This window comes from Micromonospora sp. WMMD1082 (assembly GCF_029626175.1).
Classification (GTDB): domain Bacteria; phylum Actinomycetota; class Actinomycetes; order Mycobacteriales; family Micromonosporaceae; genus Micromonospora.
On the sequence record NZ_JARUBM010000002.1, the window covers coordinates 6,862,501 to 6,886,883 of the forward strand.

Annotated in this window: 20 protein-coding genes; 12 read left to right on the top strand and 8 right to left on the bottom strand. The window is 74.1% G+C overall.

Features of this window, described 5'->3' with window-relative positions; genetic code table 11:
* Positions 1-65: 65 nt before the first annotated feature.
* Positions 66-1,352, bottom strand: a complete 1,287-nt coding sequence (gene tyrS / locus O7615_RS31560) for a tyrosine--tRNA ligase (RefSeq protein ID WP_278182303.1) — start codon at positions 1,350-1,352, stop codon at positions 66-68.
* A 102-nt stretch (positions 1,353-1,454) separates the two neighbouring features.
* On the opposite strand from tyrS, the gene O7615_RS31565 reads away from it, so the two are divergent.
* The 4 genes from O7615_RS31565 (at position 1,455) to O7615_RS31580 (ending at position 3,855) form a co-directional block, all read left to right on the top strand.
* The gene (locus O7615_RS31565) at positions 1,455-1,844 is read left to right on the top strand and encodes a PaaI family thioesterase (RefSeq protein WP_278182304.1); all 390 of its coding nucleotides are present in this window, start codon (positions 1,455-1,457) and stop codon (positions 1,842-1,844) included.
* Between the two features lie 106 nt (positions 1,845-1,950).
* Entirely contained in the window at positions 1,951-3,177 is a 1,227-nt protein-coding gene (locus O7615_RS31570; protein WP_278181440.1) for a divalent metal cation transporter, read from the top strand.
* Positions 3,174-3,554 (top strand): hypothetical protein, encoded by a 381-nt coding sequence (locus O7615_RS31575; protein WP_278181441.1) that lies wholly within the window; start codon positions 3,174-3,176, stop codon positions 3,552-3,554. The genes O7615_RS31570 and O7615_RS31575 overlap by 4 nt, the downstream gene beginning before the upstream one ends.
* On the top strand, positions 3,541-3,855 hold the full coding sequence (locus O7615_RS31580) for a PRC-barrel domain-containing protein (protein WP_278181442.1): 315 nt from the start codon (positions 3,541-3,543) through the stop codon (positions 3,853-3,855). Before O7615_RS31575 ends, O7615_RS31580 begins: the two co-directional genes overlap by 14 nt.
* A 1-nt stretch (position 3,856) precedes the next feature.
* On the opposite strand, the gene O7615_RS31585 is transcribed toward O7615_RS31580, so the two are convergent.
* The 3 genes from O7615_RS31585 to O7615_RS31595 form a co-directional block, all read right to left on the bottom strand.
* Positions 3,857-5,230: a hemolysin family protein gene (locus tag O7615_RS31585; RefSeq protein ID WP_278181443.1), complete on the bottom strand. Its 1,374-nt coding sequence runs from the start codon at positions 5,228-5,230 to the stop codon at positions 3,857-3,859.
* 161 nt (positions 5,231-5,391) lie between these two features.
* A complete protein-coding gene (locus O7615_RS31590; protein WP_278181444.1) occupies positions 5,392-6,027 on the bottom strand; it encodes a hypothetical protein in 636 nt (211 codons plus the stop codon).
* A 49-nt stretch (positions 6,028-6,076) separates the two neighbouring features.
* Positions 6,077-6,556, bottom strand: a complete 480-nt coding sequence (locus tag O7615_RS31595; RefSeq protein WP_278181445.1) for a GNAT family protein — start codon at positions 6,554-6,556, stop codon at positions 6,077-6,079.
* A gap of 127 nt (positions 6,557-6,683) precedes the next feature.
* On the opposite strand from O7615_RS31595, the gene ppdK reads away from it, so the two are divergent.
* From ppdK to O7615_RS31630, 7 genes are all read left to right on the top strand, one after another.
* Positions 6,684-9,344 carry a pyruvate, phosphate dikinase gene (ppdK, locus tag O7615_RS31600; RefSeq protein ID WP_278181446.1) on the top strand — a complete coding sequence of 887 codons (2,661 nt, stop codon included), beginning with the start codon at positions 6,684-6,686 and terminating at the stop codon, positions 9,342-9,344.
* A gap of 12 nt (positions 9,345-9,356) precedes the next feature.
* Positions 9,357-9,797: a hypothetical protein gene (locus tag O7615_RS31605; protein WP_278181447.1), complete on the top strand. Its 441-nt coding sequence runs from the start codon at positions 9,357-9,359 to the stop codon at positions 9,795-9,797.
* A 107-nt stretch (positions 9,798-9,904) separates the two neighbouring features.
* Complete coding sequence (locus O7615_RS31610; RefSeq protein ID WP_278181448.1) at positions 9,905-10,381, top strand: hypothetical protein; 477 nt, start codon at positions 9,905-9,907, stop codon at positions 10,379-10,381.
* Entirely contained in the window at positions 10,378-12,462 is a 2,085-nt protein-coding gene (locus O7615_RS31615; protein WP_278181450.1) for a M48 family metalloprotease, read from the top strand. Before O7615_RS31610 ends, O7615_RS31615 begins: the two co-directional genes overlap by 4 nt.
* Before the next feature lie 175 nt (positions 12,463-12,637).
* On the top strand, positions 12,638-15,319 hold the full coding sequence (locus O7615_RS31620) for a cation-transporting P-type ATPase (RefSeq protein ID WP_278181451.1): 2,682 nt from the start codon (positions 12,638-12,640) through the stop codon (positions 15,317-15,319).
* Between the two features lie 89 nt (positions 15,320-15,408).
* Positions 15,409-16,305, top strand: a complete 897-nt coding sequence (locus tag O7615_RS31625; protein ID WP_278181452.1) for a universal stress protein — start codon at positions 15,409-15,411, stop codon at positions 16,303-16,305.
* 20 nt (positions 16,306-16,325) lie between these two features.
* Positions 16,326-17,177 (top strand): universal stress protein, encoded by an 852-nt coding sequence (locus O7615_RS31630; RefSeq protein ID WP_278181453.1) that lies wholly within the window; start codon positions 16,326-16,328, stop codon positions 17,175-17,177.
* Positions 17,178-17,271: 94 nt separating this feature from the next.
* Here O7615_RS31630 and O7615_RS31635 read toward each other — a convergent pair whose 3' ends face one another.
* The 3 genes from O7615_RS31635 to O7615_RS31645 form a co-directional block, all read right to left on the bottom strand.
* On the bottom strand, positions 17,272-17,895 hold the full coding sequence (locus O7615_RS31635; RefSeq protein ID WP_278181454.1) for an FMN reductase: 624 nt from the start codon (positions 17,893-17,895) through the stop codon (positions 17,272-17,274).
* The gene (locus O7615_RS31640) at positions 17,892-19,031 is read right to left on the bottom strand and encodes an LLM class flavin-dependent oxidoreductase (protein WP_278181455.1); all 1,140 of its coding nucleotides are present in this window, start codon (positions 19,029-19,031) and stop codon (positions 17,892-17,894) included. The genes O7615_RS31635 and O7615_RS31640 overlap by 4 nt, the downstream gene beginning before the upstream one ends.
* A 112-nt stretch (positions 19,032-19,143) precedes the next feature.
* Positions 19,144-19,791 (bottom strand): DNA-3-methyladenine glycosylase, encoded by a 648-nt coding sequence (locus O7615_RS31645; protein ID WP_278181456.1) that lies wholly within the window; start codon positions 19,789-19,791, stop codon positions 19,144-19,146.
* A gap of 764 nt (positions 19,792-20,555) precedes the next feature.
* Here O7615_RS31645 and O7615_RS31650 point away from each other — a divergent pair.
* A complete protein-coding gene (locus O7615_RS31650; RefSeq protein WP_278181457.1) occupies positions 20,556-22,103 on the top strand; it encodes a hypothetical protein in 1,548 nt (515 codons plus the stop codon).
* Here the strand turns inward: O7615_RS31650 and O7615_RS31655 are convergent.
* Complete coding sequence (locus O7615_RS31655) at positions 22,075-24,231, bottom strand: NB-ARC domain-containing protein (protein ID WP_278181458.1); 2,157 nt, start codon at positions 24,229-24,231, stop codon at positions 22,075-22,077. The genes O7615_RS31650 and O7615_RS31655 overlap by 29 nt on opposite strands.
* Positions 24,232-24,383: the final 152 nt, after the last annotated feature.

Sequence of the window (24,383 nt, forward strand, 5' to 3'; positions counted from 1 at the left end):
CGCGCCCGGCCGACTGATCGCAAATCGGCCGGGCGCGTCCCGCGTCACACCGTGCGGGCGGCCGGTCAGCCGTCCAGCTCCACGCCGGCAAAGGAGCGCTTCCCCCGCCGCAGCACGAGGTACCGCCCGTGCAGCAGATCCTCCGAGGTCACCACCGCGTCCGCCGCGGTCACCCGGTTGTTGTTGACGTAGGCACCGCCCTCGGCGATCACCCGCCGGGCCTCCTTCATGCTCGGCACCAGGCCGGACTCCTTGAGCAGGGCGGCCACCTCGGTCAGCCCGGTGAGGCGAGCCAGACCGGCCTCGGTGAGCGCGGCGCGCAGCGTCACCGGGGAGAGGTCATCGAGCGAGCCCCGACCGAACAGCGCCTGGCTGGCGGCAACCACCTGCGCCATCTCCCGCTCGCCGTGCACCAGGGTGGTCAGCTCCTCGGCGAGGGCGCGCTGGGCGGCTCGGGAGGCCGGCCGCTCCGCGGTCTCTTTCTCCAGCACCTCCAACTCCTCCCGGGGGCGGAAGCTGAAGTAGCGCAGGTAACGGCCGACATCCCGGTCGTCGACGTTGATCCAGAACTGGTAGAAGGCGTACGGGCTGGTCATCTCGGGGTCGAGCCAGATCGCGCCGCCCTCGGTCTTGCCGAACTTGGCGCCGTCCGACTTGGTCACCAGCGGCGTGGTGAAGGCCTGCACCGGCCCGAGACCCCGACGCCGGACGTAGTCGACGCCGGCGGTGATGTTGCCCCACTGGTCGGAGCCGCCGAACTGGAGCTGGCAGCCGTACCGTCGGTGCAGCTCGAAGAAGTCGTTGGCCTGTAGTAGCTGGTAGCTGAACTCGGTGAAGCTGATCCCGCTCTCCAGCCGGGCCCGGACCACTTCCCGGGCCAGCATCCGGTTGACCGGGAAGTGCTTGCCCACGTCGCGGAGAAACTCGATCACCGAGAGCTCGCCGGTCCACTCCAGGTTGTTGACCAGCTGGGCCGCGTTCTCCCCGGTGTACGCCACGAAGGGTGCGAGCTGGTCGCGAATCCGCTGGACCCAGCCCGCGACGACCTCCGGCGGGTTCAGGGTCCGCTCCGCGCTCTCCTTCGGGTCGCCGATCTGCCCGGTCGCGCCGCCGACGAGCAGCAGCGGGCGGTGCCCGGCGAGTTGCAGGCGGCGGGCGGTGGTGACCTGCATCAGATGGCCGACGTGCAGGCTCGGCGCGGTCGGATCGAAGCCCACATAGAAGGCGGCCCCGGTGCCGTCGAGCAGCGCGCGCAGCTCGTCGGGGTCGGTGGAGTCCTGGATCAGGCCGCGCCACCGCAGGTCGTCGATCAGGGAGTCCCGCCCGGTCGGCGGGAGGTTGCTCTCGGTCACGGTCACCGATTCTCCCCCATCACCCCGCTCCGGCCCTACCGGGTTCGTCACGCCGGTCCGGGCTAGGCTGGCGGCGCCAAGATCGAGGAGGTAGCCGTGGAGATGCCGACGACGTCGGGCGGTTTCGTCGCCCTGCTCGGGCTGGAGTTCGACGAGGTCAGCGGCGACCGGGTGGCGATCCGCTGGCAGGTCCGACCCGAACTGCACCAGCCGTACGGCATCCAGCACGGCGGGGTCTACTGCGCGGTGGTGGAGACCGCCGCCAGCGTGGGCGGGGCGCTCTGGCTGGGGGACCGTGGCCAGGTGGTCGGGGTGTCCAACCAGACCGACTTCCTGCGCGCGGTCCGTACGGGCGAGCTCAGCGCGCTCGGCACACCGGTGCACCGGGGACGCAGCCAGCAGCTGTGGCAGGTGGAGATCAGCGACGCGGACGCCCGACTGGTCGCCCGCGGCCAGGTCCGTCTGCAGAACCTCTACCCGGACGCCGTCTGACGAGGGACGCCCCCCACGGTCCACCCTGCCGGTAAGGCTCGTTTGCACTAGATTGCGGCTTTAGCGGCGATATCGTCGCGTCGATGACCGAGCCCGCGCCGCCGACGTGAAGAAGCTCCTCGCCGCCACGCTCGGCATCCTGTCCGCGATCGGCGGCTTCGTCGACATCGGCGACCTCGTCGCCGCCGGGCAGGCCGGCGCCCGGTTCGGCATGGCGCACACCTGGGTGCTGCTGCTCGGGGTGGTGGCGATCTGCGCGTACGCCGAGATGGCCGGACGGATCGCGGCGGTGACCGGCCGGGCGGTGTTCGACCTGATCCGGGAGCGGCTCGGCGCGCGGATGGCGCTGGTCAACCTGGTGGCGTCGTACCTGGTCACGGTGATCACCCTGGCCGCCGAGCTGGGTGGGGTGGCGCTGGCGTTGCGGCTGGCCACCGGCGTGCCGTACCTGCTCTGGGTGCCGGTGGCCGGCGCCGCGGTCTGGCTGGTGCTGTGGCGGATGCGGTTCCCGCTGATGGAGCGGATCTTCGGGCTGGCCGGGCTGGCGTTGGTGATCTTCGCGGTGGCGCTGTTCTGGCTGCCGACCGACTGGGCGGCACTCGGCCGCAGCGCGGTGGCCCCCGGCGACTCCGGCCAGGGGTGGGGCGCGTACTGGTTCTTCGCGGTGGCGCTGTTCGCCTCCACCGTCAGCCCGTACGAGGTCTTCTTCTTCTCCTCCGGCGGGGTCGAGGAGCGCTGGAGCCCGGCCGACCTGGCCGATGCCCGGTTCAGCGTGCTGGTCGGCTTTCCGATCGGCGGGTTCCTCGCCCTGTCGCTGATCGCCACCGCGGCCGTGGTGCTGCGTCCCGCCGGCGTGTCGGTGGACAGCCTCGACCAGGTGGCGCACCCGGTCGTGCTGGCCTTCGGCGCGGTCGGCCTGGCCGTGGCGGCGCTGGCGTTCTTCGCGGTCACCTTCGGCGCCGCGCTGGAGACCGGCCTCTCCGCCGCGTACGCCGCCGCGCAGTACTTCGGCTGGCAGTGGGGCAAGCGGGTCAGCCCCCGGGAGGCGGCACGATTCCACACGGTGCTGCTGGTCAGCGTGCTGCTCGGGGTGCTCCTGCTGCTCACCACGGTCGACCCGGTGACGCTCACCGAGTACATGCTGATCATCAGCGCGGTGGCGCTGCCGCTGACCTACCTGCCGATCCTGGTGGTCGCCAACGACCGCACCTACCTGGGCGACCGGGTCAACGGCCGGGCGCTCAACCTGCTGGGAGCGGTGCTGCTGCTGGTCATCCTGGCGGCGTCGATCGCCGCCGTACCCCTGGCCATCGGTACGAGAATGGGACAGTGAGGATCCAGATCAGCCGGCAGTTGCTCGACCGCCAACTCGTCGACGTCGACGGCCGGCTGGTCGGCAAGGTCGACGACGTGGAGTTCGGGCTCGACGCGGACGGGGTGCCGTACCTGCGGACGCTGCTCAGCGGGCCGGGCGCGCTCGGGCTGCGGGTCGGCGGTCGGCTCGGCCGGATGCTGGTGCTGACCGCCGAGCGGTTCGTCACGGACCGGCCGTTGACCCCCCTGCGCATCCCGTACGCGCTGGTCGCGCGGGTCGACAGCGCGGTGCGGCTGCGGGTGCGGGCCGAGGAACTGGCCGACCCGCCGGTGGAGGCGTGGCTGCGCCGCAACCTGATCGGCCGGATCCCGGGGGCCGACCGTGCGAGCGGGTGAACTGCTGGGTCGGACCGCGTACGACGAGCGGGGCCGGCGGTTGGGTCGGGTGGTGGACCTGGTGGTGCGCGGCTCCCCCGACGGCCCGCTGCGGCTGACCGACCTGGTCGTCACCCGGCACTGGTACGGCCGGTTGAGCGGACGGCTGATCGGCCCGGAGCGGCACCCGTCGGGGCCGTGGGCCATCCGGGCGACGGCCCGGCTGCTCGGCCGCAGCACCGTGCAGGTGCCGCTGCACCGGGTACGGCTGGACCCACCGCTGCCGGCCGGAGCCGGGTGGGGCCGGGCGCCCGAGTGCTGAGTCAGCGGCGGCGTTCCAGCACCGACCGGGCGTCGACCGGCGCTGCCTGCGGGTCGTCCCGCCGCGCCTCGTGCGTCGGCGGGGCCGGGTGCGACGGTGGCGCCTCGGCGGCCCGGCGCAGCCGGACGGCGGAGACTGCCCGGTCGTCGGCGAGGGTCACCTCCAGCCGCCAGCCGTCGACGGTGAGGTGCTCGCCGGCCGTGGGGATCCGGCCGAGGCCGGCCAGGACCAGGCCGGCGACGGTGGTGTAGTCGCCGTCCGGGCGGCCGGGCAGGTCGACGCCGATGTCGGGCAGGTCGTGGACGGGGAAGGTGCCCGGCAGCAGCAGCGCGCCGTCGGCCTCGGTACGCACCTCGCCGACGTCCCGGTCGGTCTCGTCGTAGATCTCCCCGACGATCTCCTCCAGGATGTCCTCCAGCGTGACGATGCCGTCGACGGCGCCGCGTTCGTCCACGACCAGGGCCATGTGCTGGCGTTCGGCCTTGAACCGGCGTAGCGCGTCGACCACCGGCACCGAGTCCGGCAGCAGCATCGGCGCCCGGGCGTACTCGTCGACCTGCCGGTCGCCCGGCACGCCGACCAGGTCCCGCAGGTGGATGACGCCGACCGTCTCGTCCAGCCCGCCGTGGCGTACCACCGGCGCGCGGGAGTGCCCGGAGGCGGCCAGCACGAGTCGGGCGGCCTCGGCGGTGGTGCCGCTGTCCAGGTGGAAGACCTGCAGCCGGGGCACCAGCACCGCCCGCAGCCGCCGCTCGGCGATCTCCACGGCGCCGGCGATGATGGTCTGCTGCTCCTTGGTGAAGCCGTGGTTGCCGGCGACGATGTCCCGCAGCTCGTCCGGGCTGATCTCGTCCCGTTCGAGCTTCGGGTCCAGGCCGAACAGCCGTACCACCAGGTCGCTGGTGGCGCTGAGCACCCAGACCGCCGGCCGGGTGAGGATGGCGAGCAGGTCCAGCGGTCGGGCGACGAGCAGCGCCCACCGTTCCGGAACCTGCATGGCGACCCGCTTCGGGGCCAGCTCGCCGAAGACCAGGGTGACGAAGGTCAGCGCCAGCGTGACCAGCACGACGGCCACCGGCTCGGCGGCCCGGCCGAGCAGGTCGTCGAGGAGCGGGACCAGCGGCCGGGCCAGGGACACCGCGGCGGCCGCCGAGGCGAGGAAGCCGGCCAGGGTGATGCCGATCTGGATGGTGGCCAGGAAGCGGTTGGGATCCCGGGCCAGCCGGGCCAGCACCCGGCCCGCCCGGCCGGTCCGTTCCAGCCGCTGGACCTGGCTGTCCCGCAGCGACACCAGCGCCAGTTCGCTGCCCGCCAGGATCGCGTTCACCACGATCAGGACTGCGACCAGGGCCAGCTGGCTCCAGTAGCTCTGCACGCCAGGCTCTCCCTCGCTGGACAGCGCCCCGGTGGCGCCGCCGGCGGAGGCCCCGCCGGCGTAGCGGTGCCTATGCCCACTCCCCCCGGCCGCAAATCATCGCCCAGCCCCCGCCCCGGCCATGGCCGCCGCCGCGACCACGACGGGACGGTTCCGGGCGGTTACCCGCGCGGGACCGAGGGGGCGGGCAGGTCCAGCACGAACGAGTCCCCCTCGCGGCGGAACCCGAGGCGGTGGTAGTAGGGGGCGATCATGCCGGGCGGGCTCACCACCCGGCGGAACCCCCGGTCGGTGAACAGGCTGCTGCGCCGGTAGACGAACTCGCCGGGGGTGAAGTCACGAAACGGCGGGGTGACGTAGTCGAGGTCGACCTGGGCCACCCCGTCCCCGGTGTCCCGCACCAGCACCACACCGACGACCTCGTCGGCGCGTACGACGAGGAAGGCCGAGCGGCCGGCCGGGCGCCCCGGGTCGAAGCGGGGGTTGAACCGGGCGATGTCGGCGCCGTGCACCCGCAGCGTGTGGGCCAGGAACGCGTCGTCGGCACCCACCTCGACCACCTGGTAGGTCTGCTCGTCGTGGCGGGTGGTGAGCAGCCGCCGCAGGTACCACACGTTGATCACGGCCAGCACGACGTTCAGCCCCACCATCGGCCAGACCTGTATGGCGAGGTTGTAGCCGATCAGGATGAGGCAGCCGACGAGGTTGAGGGCGCGCAGCCGCAGGATGCGCGTCTGCAGCAGCGACCACACCAGCAGCGCCGAGCCGGCCCAGCCGACGAGTTCCAGCCAGTTCACCCCGCGAGGGTAGTCGCCGCGCTGGTCAGCGCGGGTGTCAGGGCCTCGTTCAGCCCGGCAGCTCCAGGACGTACTCGTCGACGACGTGGCCTCGGCCCGGGGCGTACCCCCGGTCGGTGCCCCGCACGACGAACCCGCACCGGCGCAGCACGGCCAGCGAGGCGACGTTGTCGGTCGCCGCCCGCGCGTACAGCGGTCGGCGCGGGACCTCGCGCAGCAGCGCGGCCAGGGCGCGGGTGGCGTACCCGCGACCCCAGCGCGCCCGGTCGATCCAGTAGCTGACCTCGGTGCGGTCGCCGACGGGGAAGGCCAGCACGTGGCCGACCACCGTGCCGTCGACGGTCACCGTGCGGGCCACGATCTGCGGGTCGGTCAGGATGCGCACCCAGTGCGCGGCGAAGGCCCGACGGTCGGTCGGGTCCGGGGCACCGAAGGCGGCGATCCGGTTGGCCTCCGGGTCGAGTTGGTGGGCGAAGAACTCCAACAGGTCGTCCTCGCCGACCGGGCGCAGCCGCAGATCGTCGGTCACCGGCCGACCATACGTGCCCGAAGGGACCTGTGGCCCCCTGCCGGGTCGGCTTTCGGCCCTGCCCCGAGCGCCGGTGGCGCTGGTACCAACAGGTCAGAGGCATCGACGACGAGGTGGAGGCCCGGCCATGACCAGGTACGTGTACGACTTCATCGACGGCGGCCGGGACATGGCCGACCTGCTCGGGGGCAAGGGCGCCAACCTGGCCGAGATGACCCGGCTCGGGTTGCCGGTGCCGCCCGGGTTCACCGTGAGCACGCAGGCGTGCCGGGCGTACCTCGCCGACGCGGCGGTGCCGCCGGGGCTCTTCGACGAGGTCAACGCCCATCTGCGGGAGATCGAGGTACGGCTGGACCGACGGCTGGGCGACCCGGCCGAGCCGCTGCTGCTGGCCGTCCGCTCCGGCGGGCGGTACTCGATGCCGGGGATGATGGAGACGATCCTGGACATCGGCCTCAACGACACGACGGTGGTGGGTCTGGCCCGGATCAGCGGCGACGAGCGCTTCGCCTGGGACTCGTACCGGCGGTTGATCCAGATGTTCGGCCGGACGGTGCACGGCGTACCGGCCGAGGAGTTCGACCGGGAACTGGACGCGCTGCGGGCCACCGCCGGGGCGGACGGTCCGACGGCGGAGCAGCTGCGCGGGCTGGTCGAGACGTACAAGAAGGTGTTCGCCGACCGGGTCGGCCACGACTTCCCGCAGGCCCCGCACGAGCAGCTGTATCTGGCGATCAAAGCGGTCTTCGAGTCGTGGAACGCGTCCCGGGCGGTGCTCTACCGGCACCGCGAGCACATCCCCGACGATCTGGGCACCGCGGTCAACGTGATGGCGATGGTCTTCGGCAACCGGGGACCGGACTCGGGCACCGGCGTGGCGTTCACCCGCGACCCGGCCACCGGCGCGCCCGGCGTCTACGGCGACTACCTGTCCGACGCCCAGGGTGAGGACGTGGTGGCCGGCGTCCGTAACACGGTGGGGCTGGACGAGTTGGCCCGGATCGACCCGGCCAGCTACCGCCGGCTGACCGGGATCATGGCGACGCTGGAGCGGCACTACCGGGACCTGTGCGACGTGGAGTTCACCATCGAGCGGGGCCGGTTGTGGATGCTGCAGACCCGGGTCGGCAAGCGTACGCCGGCAGCGGCGTTCGTGATCGCCGCGCAGCTGGCCGACGAGGGCCTGATCAGCTGGGACGAGGCGCTGACCCGGGTCAGCGGGGCGCATCTGGCCCACCTGATGTTCCCCGCCTTCGACCCGGACGCCACCCCGGAGCCGCTGGCCACCGGCGTCGGCGCCTCACCCGGAGCCGCCGTCGGCCGGGTGGTCTTCGACAGTGCCGCCGCGACGGCGGCCGACGGACCGGTGATCCTGGTGCGCCGGGAGACCAATCCGGACGACCTGCCGGGCATGATCGCCGCCGCCGGCATCCTCACCGCCCGGGGCGGCAAGACCTCGCACGCCGCGGTGGTCGCCCGGGGCATGGGACGGACCTGCGTGTGCGGGGCGGAGGAACTGGAGATCGACCCGGAGCGCGGCGAGTTCCGGGCCGGCGACCGGACGGTCCGGGCCGGCGACGTGATCTCCATCGACGGCACCACGGGCCGGGTCTACCTCGGCGAGGTGCCGGTGCGGCCCTCCCCGGTGAGCCGCTACCTCGCCGGTGAGCTGGCCCCGGAGTCCGACCGGCTGGTCGCCGCCGTCGACCGGCTGCTGCGCCACGCCGACGCGGCCCGGCGACTCGGCGTACGCGCCAACGCCGACACCCCCGCCGACGCGGCGCGGGCCCGGGCGCTCGGCGCCGCCGGTGTCGGGTTGTGCCGCACCGAACACATGTTTCTCGGTGCGCGCCGCGCCCTGGTGGAGCGGCTGATCCTGGCCGACGGGCCGGACGAGGTGGCCGCCGCGCTGGCGGACCTGCTGCCGTTGCAGCGGGAGGACTTCGTCGCGATCCTCGCCGCGATGGACGGCCTCCCGGTCACCATCCGGCTGCTCGACCCGCCGCTGCACGAGTTCCTGCCCCCGCTGCCCGAGCTGGCCGCGCGGGTGGCCCGGGCGGAGGCGCTCGGGCAGGACCCGGGCCGCGACGCGGTGCTGCTGGCCGCCGTACGCCGGATGCAGGAGAGCAACCCGATGCTCGGCCTGCGCGGGGTCCGGTTGGGCCTGGTGGTCCCGGGCCTACTCGCGATGCAGGTCCGGGCCGTGGCGGAGGCGGCGGCGCGCCGGGTGGCCGCGGGCGGCGACCCCCACCCGGAGATCATGGTGCCGCTGGTCGTCGACGTACGGGAGGTGGCCGCCGTGCGGGCCGAGGTGGCCGCCGTACTGGCCGCGGTGCCCGGTGCGCCGCCGATCCCGGTCGGCACGATGATCGAGACGCCGCGTGCGGCGCTGACCGCCGGCCCGATCGCGCGCGAGGCGGAGTTCTTCTCCCTCGGCACCAACGACCTGACCCAGACCACCTGGGCGTTCTCCCGCGACGACGGGGAGGGCTCGTTCCTCGGCGACTACCTGGAGCGGGGCATCGTGGCGGCGTCCCCGTTCGAGACCGTCGACGCCGACGGGGTGGGTCGGCTGGTCCGGCTGGCCGTGGCCGAGGGCCGGGCCGCGCGACCGGAGCTGACCGTGGGCGTCTGCGGCGAACACGGCGGCGATCCGGAGTCGGTGGAGTTCTTCGCCGAGGCCGGGCTCGACTACGTCTCCTGCTCGCCGTACCGGGTGCCGATCGCCCGGCTGGCCGCCGGCCGGGTCGCCGTGGCCGGCGCCTGCGCCGTCTCCGACGCCCGATAGGAGGTACCCGAGATGACCGCGATCTTCAACGCCACCGGGCCGGTGCCGTTCGTACCGCCCCGCCCGGTCACCGAGGCGACGCCCCGGCCGGCACCGGCGGCACCGGTCGGACCGGTGCTGGAGCTGCCCGGCACACCGCCGGCCGCACTGGTGCCGGTGACCCGCGACGGGCGCCCGGTCGGGGTGTTCGTGGCCACCGGCTCGGGCGTGCGGTACCGGCCGCTGCCCGATCCGGACCGGCTGCTCGTCGCCACGGCCGGGGTGCTGGCCGTCGGTCTGCTCAGCGCCGGGGTCGCGGTGCTCGCCCGGCGCCGGCCGCCCGCGGTGGGCGCGCTGACGATGGGCCCCGGCGGGTGGGTCAGCTTCCGTGGGGTACGCGCACCGGCACCCCGCGCGGCGCGGCCCCGGTGGGCCCGCCTCCTGGGCGCCCGCCGACTGCTGGTGCAGCGCTGACGGCCCCGGCCGGCGGCCGACGCGCTGGGCGCGGCCGCCGGCCCCGGGACGGATAGCGGACAGTGCCCGGTCTGGTCCGGGATGCGGCCGCCCGCTACCAATGAGGCATGTCGCCGAGCGCCGCCGAGACTGCGCACACGACCGCCCTGGCCCGGGCGGTCGTGGCCCAGCTGGCCCCCGAGGAACTGCCCGCCTTCGAGCTGTTGGCCGGCCCCTACCTCACCGGTACGGACGCCTCTGCCGACGGTGACCGGTTGCAGTTCGGCGTGATGGACGCGATCGTCACCGCCACGCCCGCGATCACCCTGGTGTGCGCGACGGTCGTCGCCGCCCTGGCGCGGGGCGCCGAGGGAGAGTTGGAACAGCTCGGCGGCCGGGCCACCCGGCGGCTGCTCGGCGCGCTGCGTCGCCGGCCGGCTGCCCCCGAGGCTCCGGCGGCGTACTCCCGCCAGCAGCTGAGGGCGATCCGCGCCGTGGCCGCCCGTCGGGCCACCGCGCTGGGGGTCGAACCGGCACTGGCCGCCGCGATCGCCGACGCGGTGGTCGGCGCGCTGCTCACCGACGAACCAGAGCCGGGGCAGTGACCGCGCCGTGGCGCGCCGGCCGGCCCGCCGACACCGGCTTCCTGCTGCTGCCCCTGGTCGCGCTGATGTTCAGCACGGCGGTGCTGCTCGCGACGTTGTTCTCGGCGAGCCTGCTGGTGCGCCCGGGCTGCGACCTCGGCCGCGTGTTCCAGCACCCGTGCACCAACATGGTCAACACCTTCCAGTTCACCTTCAACCTGGTGATCGTGCCGGGTGCCGTGCTGTTTCTCTGGCTGTCCCGGTGGCACCGGCGCCGCACCAGGCCGCTGGACCGGGCGGTGTTCCCCGCCGCCGCCGAGGTGATCGACGAGGTGCTGGCCTCGGTGCGTCTGCCCCGCGAGGTGCCGGTGGTGCTGGGCCCGCGCCTGGGCCGGCGGGCGTTCACCGGCGGCACCGGGGCGAAGCCGTACGTGGCGCTGGGGCCGGAGCTGCTGACCCTGCCGGCGAAGGGTGCCGCCGGCCGGGAGGTCTTCGCGGCGGTGCTCCGGCACGAGCTGGCCCACGTGCAGAACAACGACCTGCTGCGGCTGCAACTGGCCAGCTCGGTGCGGATCAGCACCCGCGCGGCGGCGCTGCTCACCGCGCTGTTGCTGCTGGCGCAGCTGCGCTGGGCCGAGCAACCACCGGCGGTCGGCGTCGTGGCCGGCGTGGTGCTCCGCACGGTGGTGATCGTGGTGGTGGCCGAACTGGTCGTCCGGGCCTTCCTGCGGGCCCGGGAACACGAGGCCGACCTGCGGGCCGCCGGCGACGACCCGAGCGGCCTGCGCTCCGCGCTGCACCGCGCCCGGCAGCACACCTCCGGGCTGCGGGAACGGCTGCTCGCCCGGCATCCGGCCACCGCCCGCCGACTGGCCAACCTCGACGACAGCAGCCTGGTGCTGGCCCTGCCCGCCGGGCAGGTGCTCGCCGCCGGACTGTTCGCCGCGGTGACGCTCAGCAACGCCCAACTGCTGGTGCACGTGCTGCTCGCCGCCGAGGTGCTGGAACCACCCGAGGCGGCGACGCAGCCGTGGGTGGCGGTGCTGATCCTCGCGGTGGCGGTGAGCCCGGTGGCGGTCTTCCTGGCGGTGGGCAGCTGGCGGGACGCCCGGGGCCGGTCGCTGGCGGGGCACCCGGCACGACCGTGGCTGGCCGGGTCGCTGTTCGGCGTCGGGCTGATCGCCGGGGAGCAGCTCGCCCCGTACCCGGGGCTGCTTTACGAGGTCATCCCGCCGACCACCCCGCTGCTCTCCGGCCTGCTCGCCTACGCCGCTGCGGCGGTGCTGCTCTGCTGGTGGCTGACGGCGCTGGTGGACCCGTCCCGGCCACCGGGCCGGTGGGAGCGGGTCGCGCTGCTGCCGGCCGCCACGGCGGTCGGCGTCGGTGCGCTGCTGATCGTCTGGGAGTTCTGCGGCTGGCTGATCGCCCAGCGCCTCAACTGCGTCGAGCAGCTGCTCGACTGCGGCCCGCTGGACGTGCCCGGGATCCTGATCGAGGTGCTGGTCCAGCCCTGGGCACCGGTGCCCCTGGCACTGGCCACGATCGCTTCGCTGGCGGCCGCCGTACGCCGGTACGCCACCGAGGCCGGCGCCCGGCGGACGGTGGTGGTGCCCACGACGGTGGTGGTCGTGACCGGGGTGGCGTTGGTGACCCTGCTCCCCCGGCTGCCGGTGTCCGACGCGCTCACCGCCGGGCACTGGCCCGGTCCCGATCAGCAGCTGGCCGGGACCGGCCTGGCCCTGGCGCTGCGGATCGCCCTGCTCGTGGCGGTGACGCTGGCCGCCCTGCTGCCCCGGCGGGTGGCCGGTGCGGTGGCCGCCGCCGGTGCCCTCGTGGTGCTCGCCGCCGGTCTCGTCCTGCTGCTGGCCGGGTTGACCGACGCCCGGCCGGTGGACGGGGAACGGATCGGCGTCGAGGCCGGCCGGTACCTGGGTGCCGCGTTCGGCCTCGTCCTGCCGGCGATACTCGCGGTGCTGGGGGTGCGGCGGCTCGGCCGGCTCCGGCGCGGCATCGCGGCCCCGCCACCAGGGCCACTGCCGCAGCGGGTCGGCGATGCCATGGACGGCGGGCCTGGCCGGGTGAGCCGGGCCGAGCCTGCGTGATCATCCCGGCGGCAGGGCCGTTGGTCCCGGACGGTGCGGGCCGTCGACCCTGCCGCTGCCCGGCAGGCCCGCGCCACGCTGGTGGCGTGGGGCGGCCAGCGGGGACCGTTCCGTCGGCCAGGGCTGGAGCAGGCGGTGGCGAGGTCAGCGCGACGGCACGAGCGGGGGCGCACCGATGCCCACTGACACCATCACCTCGACGGTGACCACCGCCGGCCTCAGTCGCGCCGAGGCGCAGGCCCGGTTGCTCGCCGATGGACCGAACGCCGCCGCCGCGCCACCCCGCCGGCACCTGGCCACCCGGATCCTGCACCAGCTCACCGACCCGCTGGTCGCCCTGCTGCTGGCCGCGGCCGTGGTCACCACGGCGTTGCGCGACTACCCCGACACGGCGGTGATCCTGCTCGTCGTCGTGGTCAACACGGCGATCGGGGTGGTGCAGGAGGTACGCGCCGACCGGGCCATCGCCGCGCTCGACCGGCTCGCCGCGCCGACCGCGCGGGTGGTCCGCGACGGCCGGGACGTGGTGCTGCCCGCCGCCGAGCTGGTCCGTGGTGATCTGGTGCGGGTCGAGGCCGGTGACGTGGTCCCGGCCGACCTGCTGCTGCACGACGCGAGCCGGCTGCACCTGGACGAGTCGGCGCTGACCGGCGAGTCGGTGCCGGTGGTCCGCGCGGCGGGCGAGGAGGCCAGCGCCGGCACGGTGGTGGCCACCGGTCGGGCCGCCGGCACGGTGGTCCGCACCGGAGCGGCGAGCGCGCTGGGCCGGATCGCCACCCTGGCCGCCACCACCCGACCGGCGGCCACCCCGTTGCAGCGCCGCCTCGCCTCGCTCGGCCGGATTCTCGGTCTCGCCGCCGTGCTCCTGTCCGGGCTGGTCTTCGTCCTGGGCGTGCTCGGCGGCCGGCCGCTGGTGGAGATGGCGGTCACCGCGGTGAGCCTGGTGGTGGCCGCGGTGCCGGAGTCGCTGCCCGCGGTGGTGACGCTGGCCCTGGCGCTGGGCGCGCGCCGGATGGCCGCGGCGCGGGCCATCCCGCGCCGGCTGCACGCGGTGGAGACGCTCGGCTCGGTCACCGTGATCGCCTCGGACAAGACCGGCACCCTCACCGAGGGGCGGATGGCCGTGCAACAGGCGGTCACCGGCGACGGCACCCGGTTCGGTGTCACCGGCACCGGTTACGCACCGCACGGCACGGTGCACCGCGAGGGCCGGCCGGTCGCCGTACCGGACGAGTTGCGCCGGTTGGCCCGGGCCGGGCTGCTGTGCAACGACGCGGCCCTGGCACCGCCGACCGAGCAGCGGCCCCACTGGGGCGCGGTCGGTGATCCGCTGGAGGCGGCGCTGGTGGCCTTCGGCGCCCGGTGCGGCCTGGATCCGCAGGCCACCCGCCACGCCTGGCCCCGGGTGGCGGAGCACCCCTTCGACCAGCAGCTGCGCCGGATGACCACGGTGCACCGCTCCTGCGACCGCCGCTATCTGGTGGTGTGCAAGGGCGCGCCGGAGAGCGTACTCACCGCGCCGCTGCTCGACGCCGACGCCGACGAACTGGCCGCCCTGAGCGCCGCCGCGCACCGGCTGGCCGGCGACGGGCTGCGGGTGCTGGCACTGGCGGCGGCCCTGGTCGACGCCCCGCCGGCCGACCCCGCCCGCCCCGAGGGGTTGCGCCCGGTGGGCCTGGTCGCCGTGGGTGACCCGCTGCGCGCCGGTGCGCCGGACATCGCCGACGGCTTCGCCGACGCCGGCGTCCGGCTCGTGCTGGTCACCGGGGACCATCCGGCGACCGCGGCGGCCATCGCCGGTCAGCTGGGCCTGTGGACCGACGGCGACCCGGTGGTACGCGGCGACGACGGCGATCCCGCCGACGCGCCCGAGGCGGCGCGGGTGTACGCGCGAACCCAGCCGGAGCAGAAGCTCGACATCATCGCCGGGTTGCAGTCCCGGGGGCACGTGGTGGCGATGACCGGCGACGGCGTCAACGACGCCCCGGCGCTGCGCCGGGCCGACATCGGGGTGGCGATGGGCGGCGGCACCGAGGTGGCCCGGCAGGCGGCCGACCTGGTGCTGGTCGACGACGACCTGTCCACCGTGGCCACCGCGATCGGCGAGGGCCGCCGGATCTACGACAACATCCGCCGGTTCCTGCGCTACGCCCTCTCCGGCGGGGTGGCCGAGATCGCGGTGATGCTGCTCGGGCCGCTGTTCGGGATGGCGGTACCGCTGTTGCCGGCGCAGATTCTCTGGATCAACCTGATCACCCACGGCGTGCCCGGGGTCGCCCTGGGCGCCGAGCCGGCCGAGCCGGGCATGCTGCGTCGGGCGCCCCGCTCGCCGCAGGAGTCGGTGCTCGGGGCGGGACTGGGCCGGCAGATCCTGATCGGCGGCGCGCTGATCGCGGCGGTGACGCTCGGCGCGGGCGTGCTCGCCGCCCGCGCGGACCGGCCCTGGCAGTCGGTGATCTTCGTCGTGCTCGGCCTGGCCCAGCTCGGGGTGGCCCTGGCGGTCCGCGCGCCACGGCCGCCCGGTCGGCACCGGGGCAACCTGGCGCTGCCGCTCGCGGTGGCCGCCTCGGCGCTGCTGCAGGTCGCCGGGGTGCTGCTGGCACCGCTGCGGGACCTGCTCGGCACCGAGGCGCTCGGCGTCGGGGAACTGCTCGCCTGCGCCGCGGTGAGCGTCCTGCCCGGCCTGGTCCTGCGGCTGACCCGCGCAACGCCGACGACCGGCGCCGGGTCGGCGAGCGGTACCGGCGGCGGGCCGGCGAGCGAGGACGGGCCGGCGAGCGGCGGCGGGTCGGTCACCGGCGGCGGGTCGGTGACCGGCGTGGCGGCGTGGCGCGCGAGGGGCGGTGGCGGTACATGAAGGTGACCAGCGATGGCCGGGAACCGCGATCCGACGACCGTGGCGCCGCCGGGTGGGCCAGGCTGGTAGCGGAACTGAGGAGGAATGTGATGACCAGCAACACCGGCGCCCCCATCGTGGTGGGTGTGGACGGTTCCGAGATTGCCCTGCACGCGGTGCGTGCCGCCGCCCGCGAGGCGGCGTACCGGCACCGCCCGCTGCGGGTCGTGCACGCGTTCATCTGGCCGCTGATGCGGGTGCCGCTGGGGCCCGCGCCGGGCGCGCCCGCCGAGGGCGGGCTACGCAACCAGGCCGAGCGGTGCGTCGCCGAGGCCGTCGCCGAGGCCGGCAAGGTGGCCCCGGAGGTGGCGGTCACAGGTGCGGTGGTCGACGGGGCGGGCAGCGCCGTACTGCTCGACGAGGCCCGCGACGCCGCGCTGATCGTGCTCGGCAACCGTGGCCTGGGCGGCTTCGCCGGCCTGCTGCTCGGCTCGGTGGCCGTGCAGGTCAGCGCCCACGCCGACTGCCCGGTACTGGTGGTTCGCGGCGAAGCGCGGGCGGACGGGCCGGTGGTGGTCGGCGTCGACGGCTCGGAGTCGTCCCAGGAGGCCGTCCGGTTCGCCTTCGAGGAGGCGGCCTGGCGGGGCGCCGACCTGGTGGCGGTGCACGCCTGGCTCTATCCGACCCCGGCCGGTCCCGGCGACATCCTGCCCCTGGTCTACGACCTGGACGCCTTCCGCGACGAGGAGGAGCGCACGCTCGCCGAGGCGGTGGCCGGCTGGTCCGAGCGCTATCCGGAGGTCACGGTGCGGCGGCGGCTGGTCCGGGGTTCCCCGGCGCGGGCGCTGGTGGAGGAGTCCCGTACCGCTCAACTGGTGGTGGTCGGCGCGCGGGGGCGCGGCGCGCTGGGTGCGCTGCTGCTCGGCTCGGTCAGCCACGCGGTGCTGCACCACGCCCACTCCCCGCTGGCGATCGTCCGGAAGCTGCGTACGGTCAAGAGGACCTGACCGACTCCTGGAAGGCTGTTGTGCTGATGAACCGACCTGTCGTGGTGGGGGTGGACGGATCACCGCCGAGCCTGGTCGCCGCGGAGCACGCGGCACAGGCGGCGGTGTGGCGTTCCCGACCGCTGCACCTGGTGCACGGCTACCTGCACCCTCTCGGTTACGGCGTACCGATCAACCCGTACGACGTGGGCCTGCCGGCGCCGACGGAGGACGGCCGGAAGATGCTCGAACAGGCCGCCGCCGAGCTGGTCGACCGGTGGCCCGGGCTGGCGGTCGAGGTGCGTCAGGTCGCCGGTGGGCCGGGCGCGACCCTGGTCGAGGAGTCCCGGCGGGCGGAGCTGGTCGTGGTGGGCAGCCGAGGGCTGGGCGGCTTCGCCGGGCTGCTGCTCGGTTCGGTCGGCACCCAGGTCGCCGCGCACGGCCACTGCCCGGTGCTGGTGATCCGCCCGCCGGACCGCCCGATCCCGACCGAGGGCGCGGTGCTGGTCGGCGTGGACGGCTCCGAGTCGGCGGAACTCGCCGTCGGCTACGGCGCCGAGGAGGCCGCCCGGCGCGGCGGCCCGCTGGTGCTGGTGCACGTCGCCGACGAGCGGGACGCCGGCGCGGGCGGCGAGGCGGCGGCACTGCTGGCCACGGCGGGCGCGGCGGCACGGGGCAGCCATCCCGGCCTGACCGTCGAGGAACGGGTGATCACCGCGCCAAAGCCCGACCAGGCGCTGATCGAGGCGACCGGGGAGGCCGCGCTCGTGGTGGCCGGATCACGCGGCCGGGGCGGCTTCGCCGGCCTGCTGCTCGGCTCGGTCAGCCAGGCTCTGGTGCACCACGCCCGCTGCCCGGTGCTCATCGCCCACCCGCACCAGCCCGAGCAGTAGCTCCGACGACCGGCGCCGCCCGCAGTCGGGCGGCGCCGGTTTGTCGGCGACGCTGGTCGCAGTCCGGGCGGCGCTGGTCGCAGTTCGGCTTGGGTCAGCCGTCCCGGCCGTGCAGCAGCTGCTCGAAGCTGGTGGTGAGCGCGAACGGGTCCGCCGGACCGGTCGACGGCGCGCGGCGGTGGACCTGCTCGGCCAGCTCCCGGCCGGCGCGGCCGATCCGCGCGCGCAGCGCACCGTCCGCGGTGCCGGCGGACCAGTCCTCCGGCGCGGCGAAGACCGCCGTCGGCACCGTCACCGCGCGCAGGTAGGTGAACATCGGACGGACGGCGTGCTCCAGGGCCAGGGAGTGCCGGGCGGTGCCCCCGGTCGCCCCGATCAGCACCGGCCGGCCGCCCAGCGCGTCGGCGTCGATGAGGTCGAAGAACGACTTGAACAACCCGTTGTACGAGGCGTTGAAGACCGGGGTGACCGCGATCAGCCCGTCGGCGCCGGTGACCTGGTCCAGCACCTGCCGCAGCGGCTCCGAGGGGAAACCGGTGAGCAGGTGGTTGACGATGTCGTGGGCGTGTTCGCGCAGTTCGACCGGGCGCAGCTCGACCTGCTCGCCGCGCCCGACCAGCGCGTCGCGGGTGGCCGCGGCGAGCTGGTCGGCGAGCAGCCGGGTCGACGAGGGCTGGCTGAGACCGGCCGAGACCACGGCGAGGGTACGGGAGGTCATCGGGCGCCCTCCGGAGCCCGGCCGGTGACGTCGTCGACGGCGTGCACGGTGCTGTCCTTACTGCCGCCCGCCGAGGCCAGCAGGGTGGCGTGGGTCGGCGCGAGCGGCACGTGCGTCGGCCGCAGCGAGTCGAACTCCTTGCGCAGCACCGGCACGACCTCCTCGCCGAGAATGTCGAGCTGCTCCAGGACGGTCTTCAACGGAAGCCCCGCGTGGTCCATCAGGAACAGTTGCCGCTGGTAGTCACCGACGTAGTCGCGGAAGCCGAGCGTACGGTCGATGACCTGCTGCGGGCTGCCCACGGTCAGCGGGGTCTGCGCGGTGAACTCCTCCAGCGACGGGCCGTGCCCGTAGACCGGCGCGTTGTCGAAGTACGGGCGGAACTCGCGTACCGCGTCCTGGGAGTTCTTGCGCATGAACACCTGGCCGCCGAGGCCGACGATGGCCTGGTCGGCGGAGCCGTGGCCGTAGTGCGCGAAGCGCTGCCGGTAGAGCCCGACCATCCGCTTGGTGTGCTCGGCCGGCCAGAAGATGTGGTTGGCGAAGAACCCGTCGCCGTAGTACGCGGCCTGCTCGGCGATCTCCGGGCTGCGGATCGAGCCGTGCCAGACGAACGGCGGTACGCCGTCGAGCGGCCGGGGCGTCGAGGTGAACGACTGCAACGGGGTGCGGAACTTGCCCTGCCAGTCGACCACGTCCTCGCGCCAGAGCCGGCGCAGCAGGTCGTAGTTCTCGATGGCGAGCGGGATCCCGTTGCGGATGTCCTGGCCGAACCAGGGGTAGACCGGGCCGGTGTTGCCGCGGCCCATCATCAGGTCGACCCGGCCGTCGGCCAGGTGTTGCAGCATCGCGTAGTCCTCGGCGATCTTCACCGGGTCGTTGGTGGTGATCAGCGTGGTCGCGGTGGAGAGCAGCAGCCGCTCGGTGCGGGCCGCGATGTAGCCCATCATGGTGGTGGGCGAGGAGGGCACGAACGGCGGGTTGTGGTGCTCGCCGGTGGCGAAGACGTCGAGGCCCATCTCCTCGGCCTTGAGCGCGATGGTCACCATCGCCTTGATCCGCTCGGCCTCGGTCGGCTCACGACCGTTGGTCGGGTCGACCGTCACGTCGCCGACGGTGAAGACTCCGAACTGCATGACCGCTCCTCATGTCGTCGTCCAGCCGGGGCGGAGGCGCCCGGTGCTGCTGCGGACAACATATTTGACGAGTCAACTATTCCGCGCGCCGGGCTCCCCCGCCACGCCCCCGCTATCCCTCTCCCGCGCCGCCCACCCGGCCGGGTGCGGCGGGTGCCGGGCGCCGTCGCGGCACGTGCCGGCGGTACGGGCTGACGGTCGGATCGCCGGTGAGCCAGAAGCGCCAGGGCACGTCGTGCGCGGCGGCCACGCCGACCCGCGGGCCGGCGGAGACGGCCGACGGCACGACCGGCCGGGTCGGCGGCGTCACCAGCAACGGCCCGCTGCCGTCGATCACGCTGGTGCCGTTCGCCGCCGCGGTGACACCCAGGGCCACCACCAGCCGGGCCGGCCCGCGCGCCAGGTCCCGGTCGGGCACCTCGCCGCGCCGCTGGCGGGCGAGATCCCACCCGTCCACCACCTCACCCGCGCGCAGCAGGACCGCCGCCGCCTCGCCCGCGCGGCCGCAGACGAGATTCAGACACCAGTGCACACCGAAGACGAAGTACGTGTACGCATGCCCCGCAGGCCCGAACATGACCTTCGTCCGGGGCGTCGGGCCGCGATGGGCGTGCGAGGCGGGATCCTCGCCGGTGCCGGCGTACGCCTCGACCTCGGTCAGCCGGATCCGGACCCCGTTGGCCGCCACCTCCCAGCCGAGCAGCGTCCGGGCGGTCTCGGCGACGTGTGCGGCGGGAGCGCGCAGCCAGGCATGGTCCACGCGTCCAGGTAACCCGGCCCGGAGCCCGCCCGCCAACCCGCTCCCCCCGCTGACCCGACCGGGCTAGACCGGACGGGCTAGACCGAGCCGGACGGGCTGGGCCGAGCCGGACGGGCTGGGCTGGGGCCGCGACATGCGGCAAGTCGGGCCTTCCCGTCGGCGTGATGGCCCCGAGTTGCGGCAAGCCGTGACCGGCGTCCATGTGGATCAGCGGGTGGGCGTGGCGGAGTCTGCGGGTGGTTGCCAGAGCCAGCGAAGGGCGTCGGGCAGCAGGACACCGCCGTGTTGAACAGGTCAGCTACGTCTCGTCCGGCTTCCGTCACTGTCACCACGGCCGTAACTTGTTCCGGGTGACCTCGTTAAAGAGCCCGGAGCCCGGAGCCCGGAGCCCGGAGCCCGGAGCCCGGAGCCCGGAGCCCGGAGCCCGGAGCCCGGAGCCCGGAGCCCGGAGCCCGGAGCCCGGAGCCCGGAGCCCGGAGCCCGGAGCCCGGAGCCCGGAGCCCGGAGCCCGGAGCCCGGAGCCCGGAGCCCGGAGCCCGGAGCCCGGAGCCCGGAGCCCGGAGCCCGGAGCCCGGAGCCCGGAGCCCGGAGCCCGGAGCCCGGAGCCCGGAGCCCGGAGCCCGGAGCCCGGAGCCCGGAGCCCGGAGCCCGGAGCCCGGAGCCCGGAGCCCGGAGCCCGGAGCCCGGAGCCCGGAGCCCGGCTGACGGTTGTTGTGCGTCGTCGGTTGTTGGTGGTCGTTCGGACCGTGACGACGTTGGGTCGCTTGCGGGATGTGTTGTCGCTGACGGCCGGCGATCGGCGTATTCAGACGTACTTCACCTGTGATGTTCGGTCCCGGTCGGTGCTGGCGGCCGGGGTGGACGAGGCGTTGGCGGAGTTGGGTGCGCCGGTCCTGCCATGGCGTGATGCGGTGGGTTCGAGGTTTGATCTGGCGCTTGCGGCGAGTGAGAACGATCGGCTGGCGGATCTCGATGCGCCGGTGCTGCTGGTGCCGCACGGTGCGGGGCATCAGAAGTTCTACCCGGGCACGGCGGTGGTGTCGGGCCTGAACCCGGAGCGGCTGGTAGTGGGTGGTCGGGTGGTGCCGGCCGCGATCGGCCTGCCGCATGCTGCGCACCTGGATCGTCTGGCGCAGGCGTGTCCACCAGCGGCGTCGCGTGGGGTGGTGGTGGGTGATCCGGCGCTCGCGCGGATGCGCGGCTCACGGTTTCGGGCCGGGCAGCTACGGGCGGCGTTTGGCGCGCGGGACAAGCGGCTGGTCGTGGTCGCGTCGACATTCGGACCGGAATCGGCGTTGGGTCGGGTGCCGGACCTGCCGGAGCGTCTGGTGGGCGGGTTGCCGGTGGATGAGTACCAGGTGGTCGTGGTGCTGCATCCCGGTGTGTGGGCAGCGCACGGCACGTGGCAGGTGAGGTCCTGGTTGGGGCAGGCCACGGCGTACGGCGTGCAGGTGGTCACGCCGTACGAGGGGTGGCAGGCCGCGTTGTTGGCGGCGTCGATAGTGGTTTCTGACCATGGTTCTCTGGCGTTGTACGCGGCGGCGTTGGACACGCCGGTGGTGCTGGTGGGTCGGGGCAGCGCGGTGACGGTTCCGGGGTCCGCGGCGGCGCTGCTCGCCAAAACCGCGCCGGTCTGGGATGTCGATCAACAACCACGGGACCAGATCGATACGGTGCTCGATCAGCATCGGTCGGGCGTACACGGCCAGGTCATGGACCTGCTGGCGGAGCCGGATCCGCACGGTGAGGACTGCGCGCGTCGGCTGCGGCGAGTCGTGTACGGGCTGCTGCGGCTGGAGCAACCAACGACCGGGGCAACGTTCGGCCCGGTCGTCCCGCCTGCCGTGTCGATGCCGGCGATACCGGCAACGGTGGTCGGCGCGGCTGTTCAGCGCGATGGGGTGCGGATCGAGCGGTATGCCGACCTTGGTCACGGTGAACCACGCGGCGGGCTGGAGCATCGACATCTGGTCGCCGACCTGCGTACCGCCAGCCTGGCGCAGCTCTGCGCGGCCAGTGTCGTGGTCGTCGACGAGCGTGCGGCGTGGTCGACGAAGGGCTGGCCGACACGGGCCGCCGATGAGGTGGCGCGGTGGCCGCAGGCGCGCGTCCTGGCCACTGTCGTGGACGAGATGTCATGCGCCATCTGGGCCGGCGGACAGGTGACTCTCCTGCGCGCCGACGAGCCGCTTGATCCGATCGTGCTCGCGTCGCTGGCGTACGTCCGTCTCACCACACTCGACCGGATCCCGGCCGAGGACAGAGTTCATCTCGGCCGGCGCGTTATCCGGGTGGCGGCGGTAGCACGTTGAGTTTGCCCAGGTAGCGGTCGAAGCGTGGATCGCCGGCGTTCCAGTAGCCCTGGGCAATCCAGCCCCAGCGGGCGCGGGCCGCCTCGGGATCACCGCTGCGCCAGGCCAGCTCGGCTTCGATGTCGGCCAACTCGACCTCGTACTGCGTCGCCGTGGCCTCGGCCACCCTCTGGCGGGCCAGTCCGATCTCGGCGTGCGCTCGCGCCAGATCGCCGAGCGCGAGGTGGGCACGGGCGGCCACGGTGTGCGTACGACCGGCATTGCGCACGTCGTCGGTCAACGTGAACGCCACGGTCAGCAGCGGCAGGGCCTCCTGCGGCCGGCCGAGGTGCACGAGCACGTTGGCGAGCATCCGATGGTGGATACCGGCGGACCTGTGCAGTTGGTGCCGCTCATCGATGGCGAGGCAGAGACGGAACGCCTGCTCCGCGGCACCGTAGTCACCCCGGGCCTCGGCCAGCCGGCCCCGGAACTCGGTGACCGACGAACGCAGGTGCGCGTCGTCGGAGGCAGCCAGCAGGCGCTCCGCGTCGGTCAGGGCGTTCTCCGCCCGGTCGAGCAGATGCAGTTGGGTGAACAGGCGTGCCTGTGCCGCGTGAATGCGCGCCTCCAGCACTTGGTTACCGAGCGCCTGTGCGGCCCGTACGCCCCACTCGTTCGCACCGGCGATGCGCCAGTGGTGGCCTCGGCTGGTGAGCAGCGGCTCCAGGGCTCCGCACAACTGCGTCACCTCCACGAACCGGCCGGCGTGGACGGCACGCGGGATGACCGCGACGATCGCCGGCAGCTCGGTCTCCAACCAGTCCAGCGGCGCCGGCCACGACGGGTTCCACACCAGGCCGGACGGAACCTGGTAGCGGCGCAGCCGCTGACCCCCCGCCTTCAGGTCCGCCGCGACGGCGCGGTCCCGGTAGAACGTGAGCAGTCGGTCGAACGGCGTATCAGCGTCGACCGGGCGGCCGGAGCGCATCCGCAACGCGTGGTCACGGATCAGCCCCGGCAGCCGTAGCCGGCCCCTCGCATCGGCCGCTACCAACCCGGCGTCGATCAGACGGTCGACACCGTGCCCGACCGTCGAGGCCGCCGCCTCGTGGCTGAAGTCCCGCACCGGCTGCGCGGCCAGGACGATCAGGTCGTCGACGGTGGCGTCGGGCAGTTCCCGCATCGTCTGCGTCAGGCACCGCAGGATCAACTCACCCGGGTCGTCGCTGGTGGCCAGCTCGTCCCGAACCGCCGCGACCGCCCCCGGCGCCCCGCGCCGCCGGGACAACCGCACCGCGACCTGCTCGATGGCGAACGGGATCCGATCGCACAACTCCAGCAGTTCCCGCGCGGCCGTCGGCTCGGCCGCCAGCATCCCCGGGCAGCGGTGCTCCAGCATCGCCCACGCGCCCTGCTCATCCAACCCGTGCAGGATCACCGGCGCAGCCGGCCCCCGAGCGCCCGGCGCAGCCGGCCCCCAGGCGCGCAGGTCATCGGTCAACTGTCGCGCGGTCACCAACACCAGGCTCGCCGGCCACGGCTGCACCAGCGCCGACAGCTCCGCCGCACCAAGCACATTGTCCAGTACGAGGATGCACCGCCGGCGCCACAGCGCGCGGAGGTACTGCTCCGCCATCATTGCCGGCGACACCTCAGCGACCGGCACGCCGAACTGGCGCAGCACCGCTGCCTGCACCTCGCCGACCTGCAACGCCTCGCCCACCCGGAAAACATCCAGGTCGACATACGCCCGCCCGCCTGGAAACCCCTCCGCTGCCTCCTGGCTGACCTGGAGCACCAGCGCGGTCTTCCCCGCCCCGTGCACCCCCGCCACCAGATGTGCACCCGGCTCCGCCAGCTCCGCCCGCGCCGTATCCCGATCGTGGAACACCGTCGGCGGTAGTACGCCGCTCTCGGTCACGGCGCCCGCCACCGCCGCCAGCGCCACGCTGACCTCGGCAGCGAACTGGGGATCCCGCTCACCCGCCGCCAGAATCGCGTCCCGCAACTTCTTCGGATCGTCCGGCAACGCGCCGAGCCGACGCAGCAGGGCCCGCATCACCTCGCCCGCACCGGCCACCACGACACCACCGACGCCTGCCGTGACGGTCTTCGCCGCCTCCGCCGCCACGACATCCCAGCTCACCGCCAGACCCCCTTGCGCTGTCAGTCACCCCAACCTGACACACCGCAAGGACTATAGCGATCACCAACGATGCAATTCCAGAAGCGCACAGCCCTCCATCTCGTTGCCCGACGATCCAGGCGCCCGACGCATCGTCAACCTCCCCTGTGGTC

Coding starts and splice junctions, on each gene's coding strand:
- O7615_RS31565 (WP_278182304.1), top strand. CDS start 1,455: ATGCCGACGACGTCGGGCGGTTTCGTCGCCCTGCTCGGGCTGGAGTTC.
- ppdK (WP_278181446.1), top strand. CDS start 6,684: ATGACCAGGTACGTGTACGACTTCATCGACGGCGGCCGGGACATGGCC.
- O7615_RS31605 (WP_278181447.1), top strand. CDS start 9,357: ATGACCGCGATCTTCAACGCCACCGGGCCGGTGCCGTTCGTACCGCCC.
- O7615_RS31610 (WP_278181448.1), top strand. CDS start 9,905: ATGTCGCCGAGCGCCGCCGAGACTGCGCACACGACCGCCCTGGCCCGG.
- O7615_RS31620 (WP_278181451.1), top strand. CDS start 12,638: ATGCCCACTGACACCATCACCTCGACGGTGACCACCGCCGGCCTCAGT.
- O7615_RS31625 (WP_278181452.1), top strand. CDS start 15,409: ATGACCAGCAACACCGGCGCCCCCATCGTGGTGGGTGTGGACGGTTCC.
- O7615_RS31635 (WP_278181454.1), bottom strand. CDS start 17,895: ATGACCTCCCGTACCCTCGCCGTGGTCTCGGCCGGTCTCAGCCAGCCC.
- O7615_RS31640 (WP_278181455.1), bottom strand. CDS start 19,031: ATGCAGTTCGGAGTCTTCACCGTCGGCGACGTGACGGTCGACCCGACC.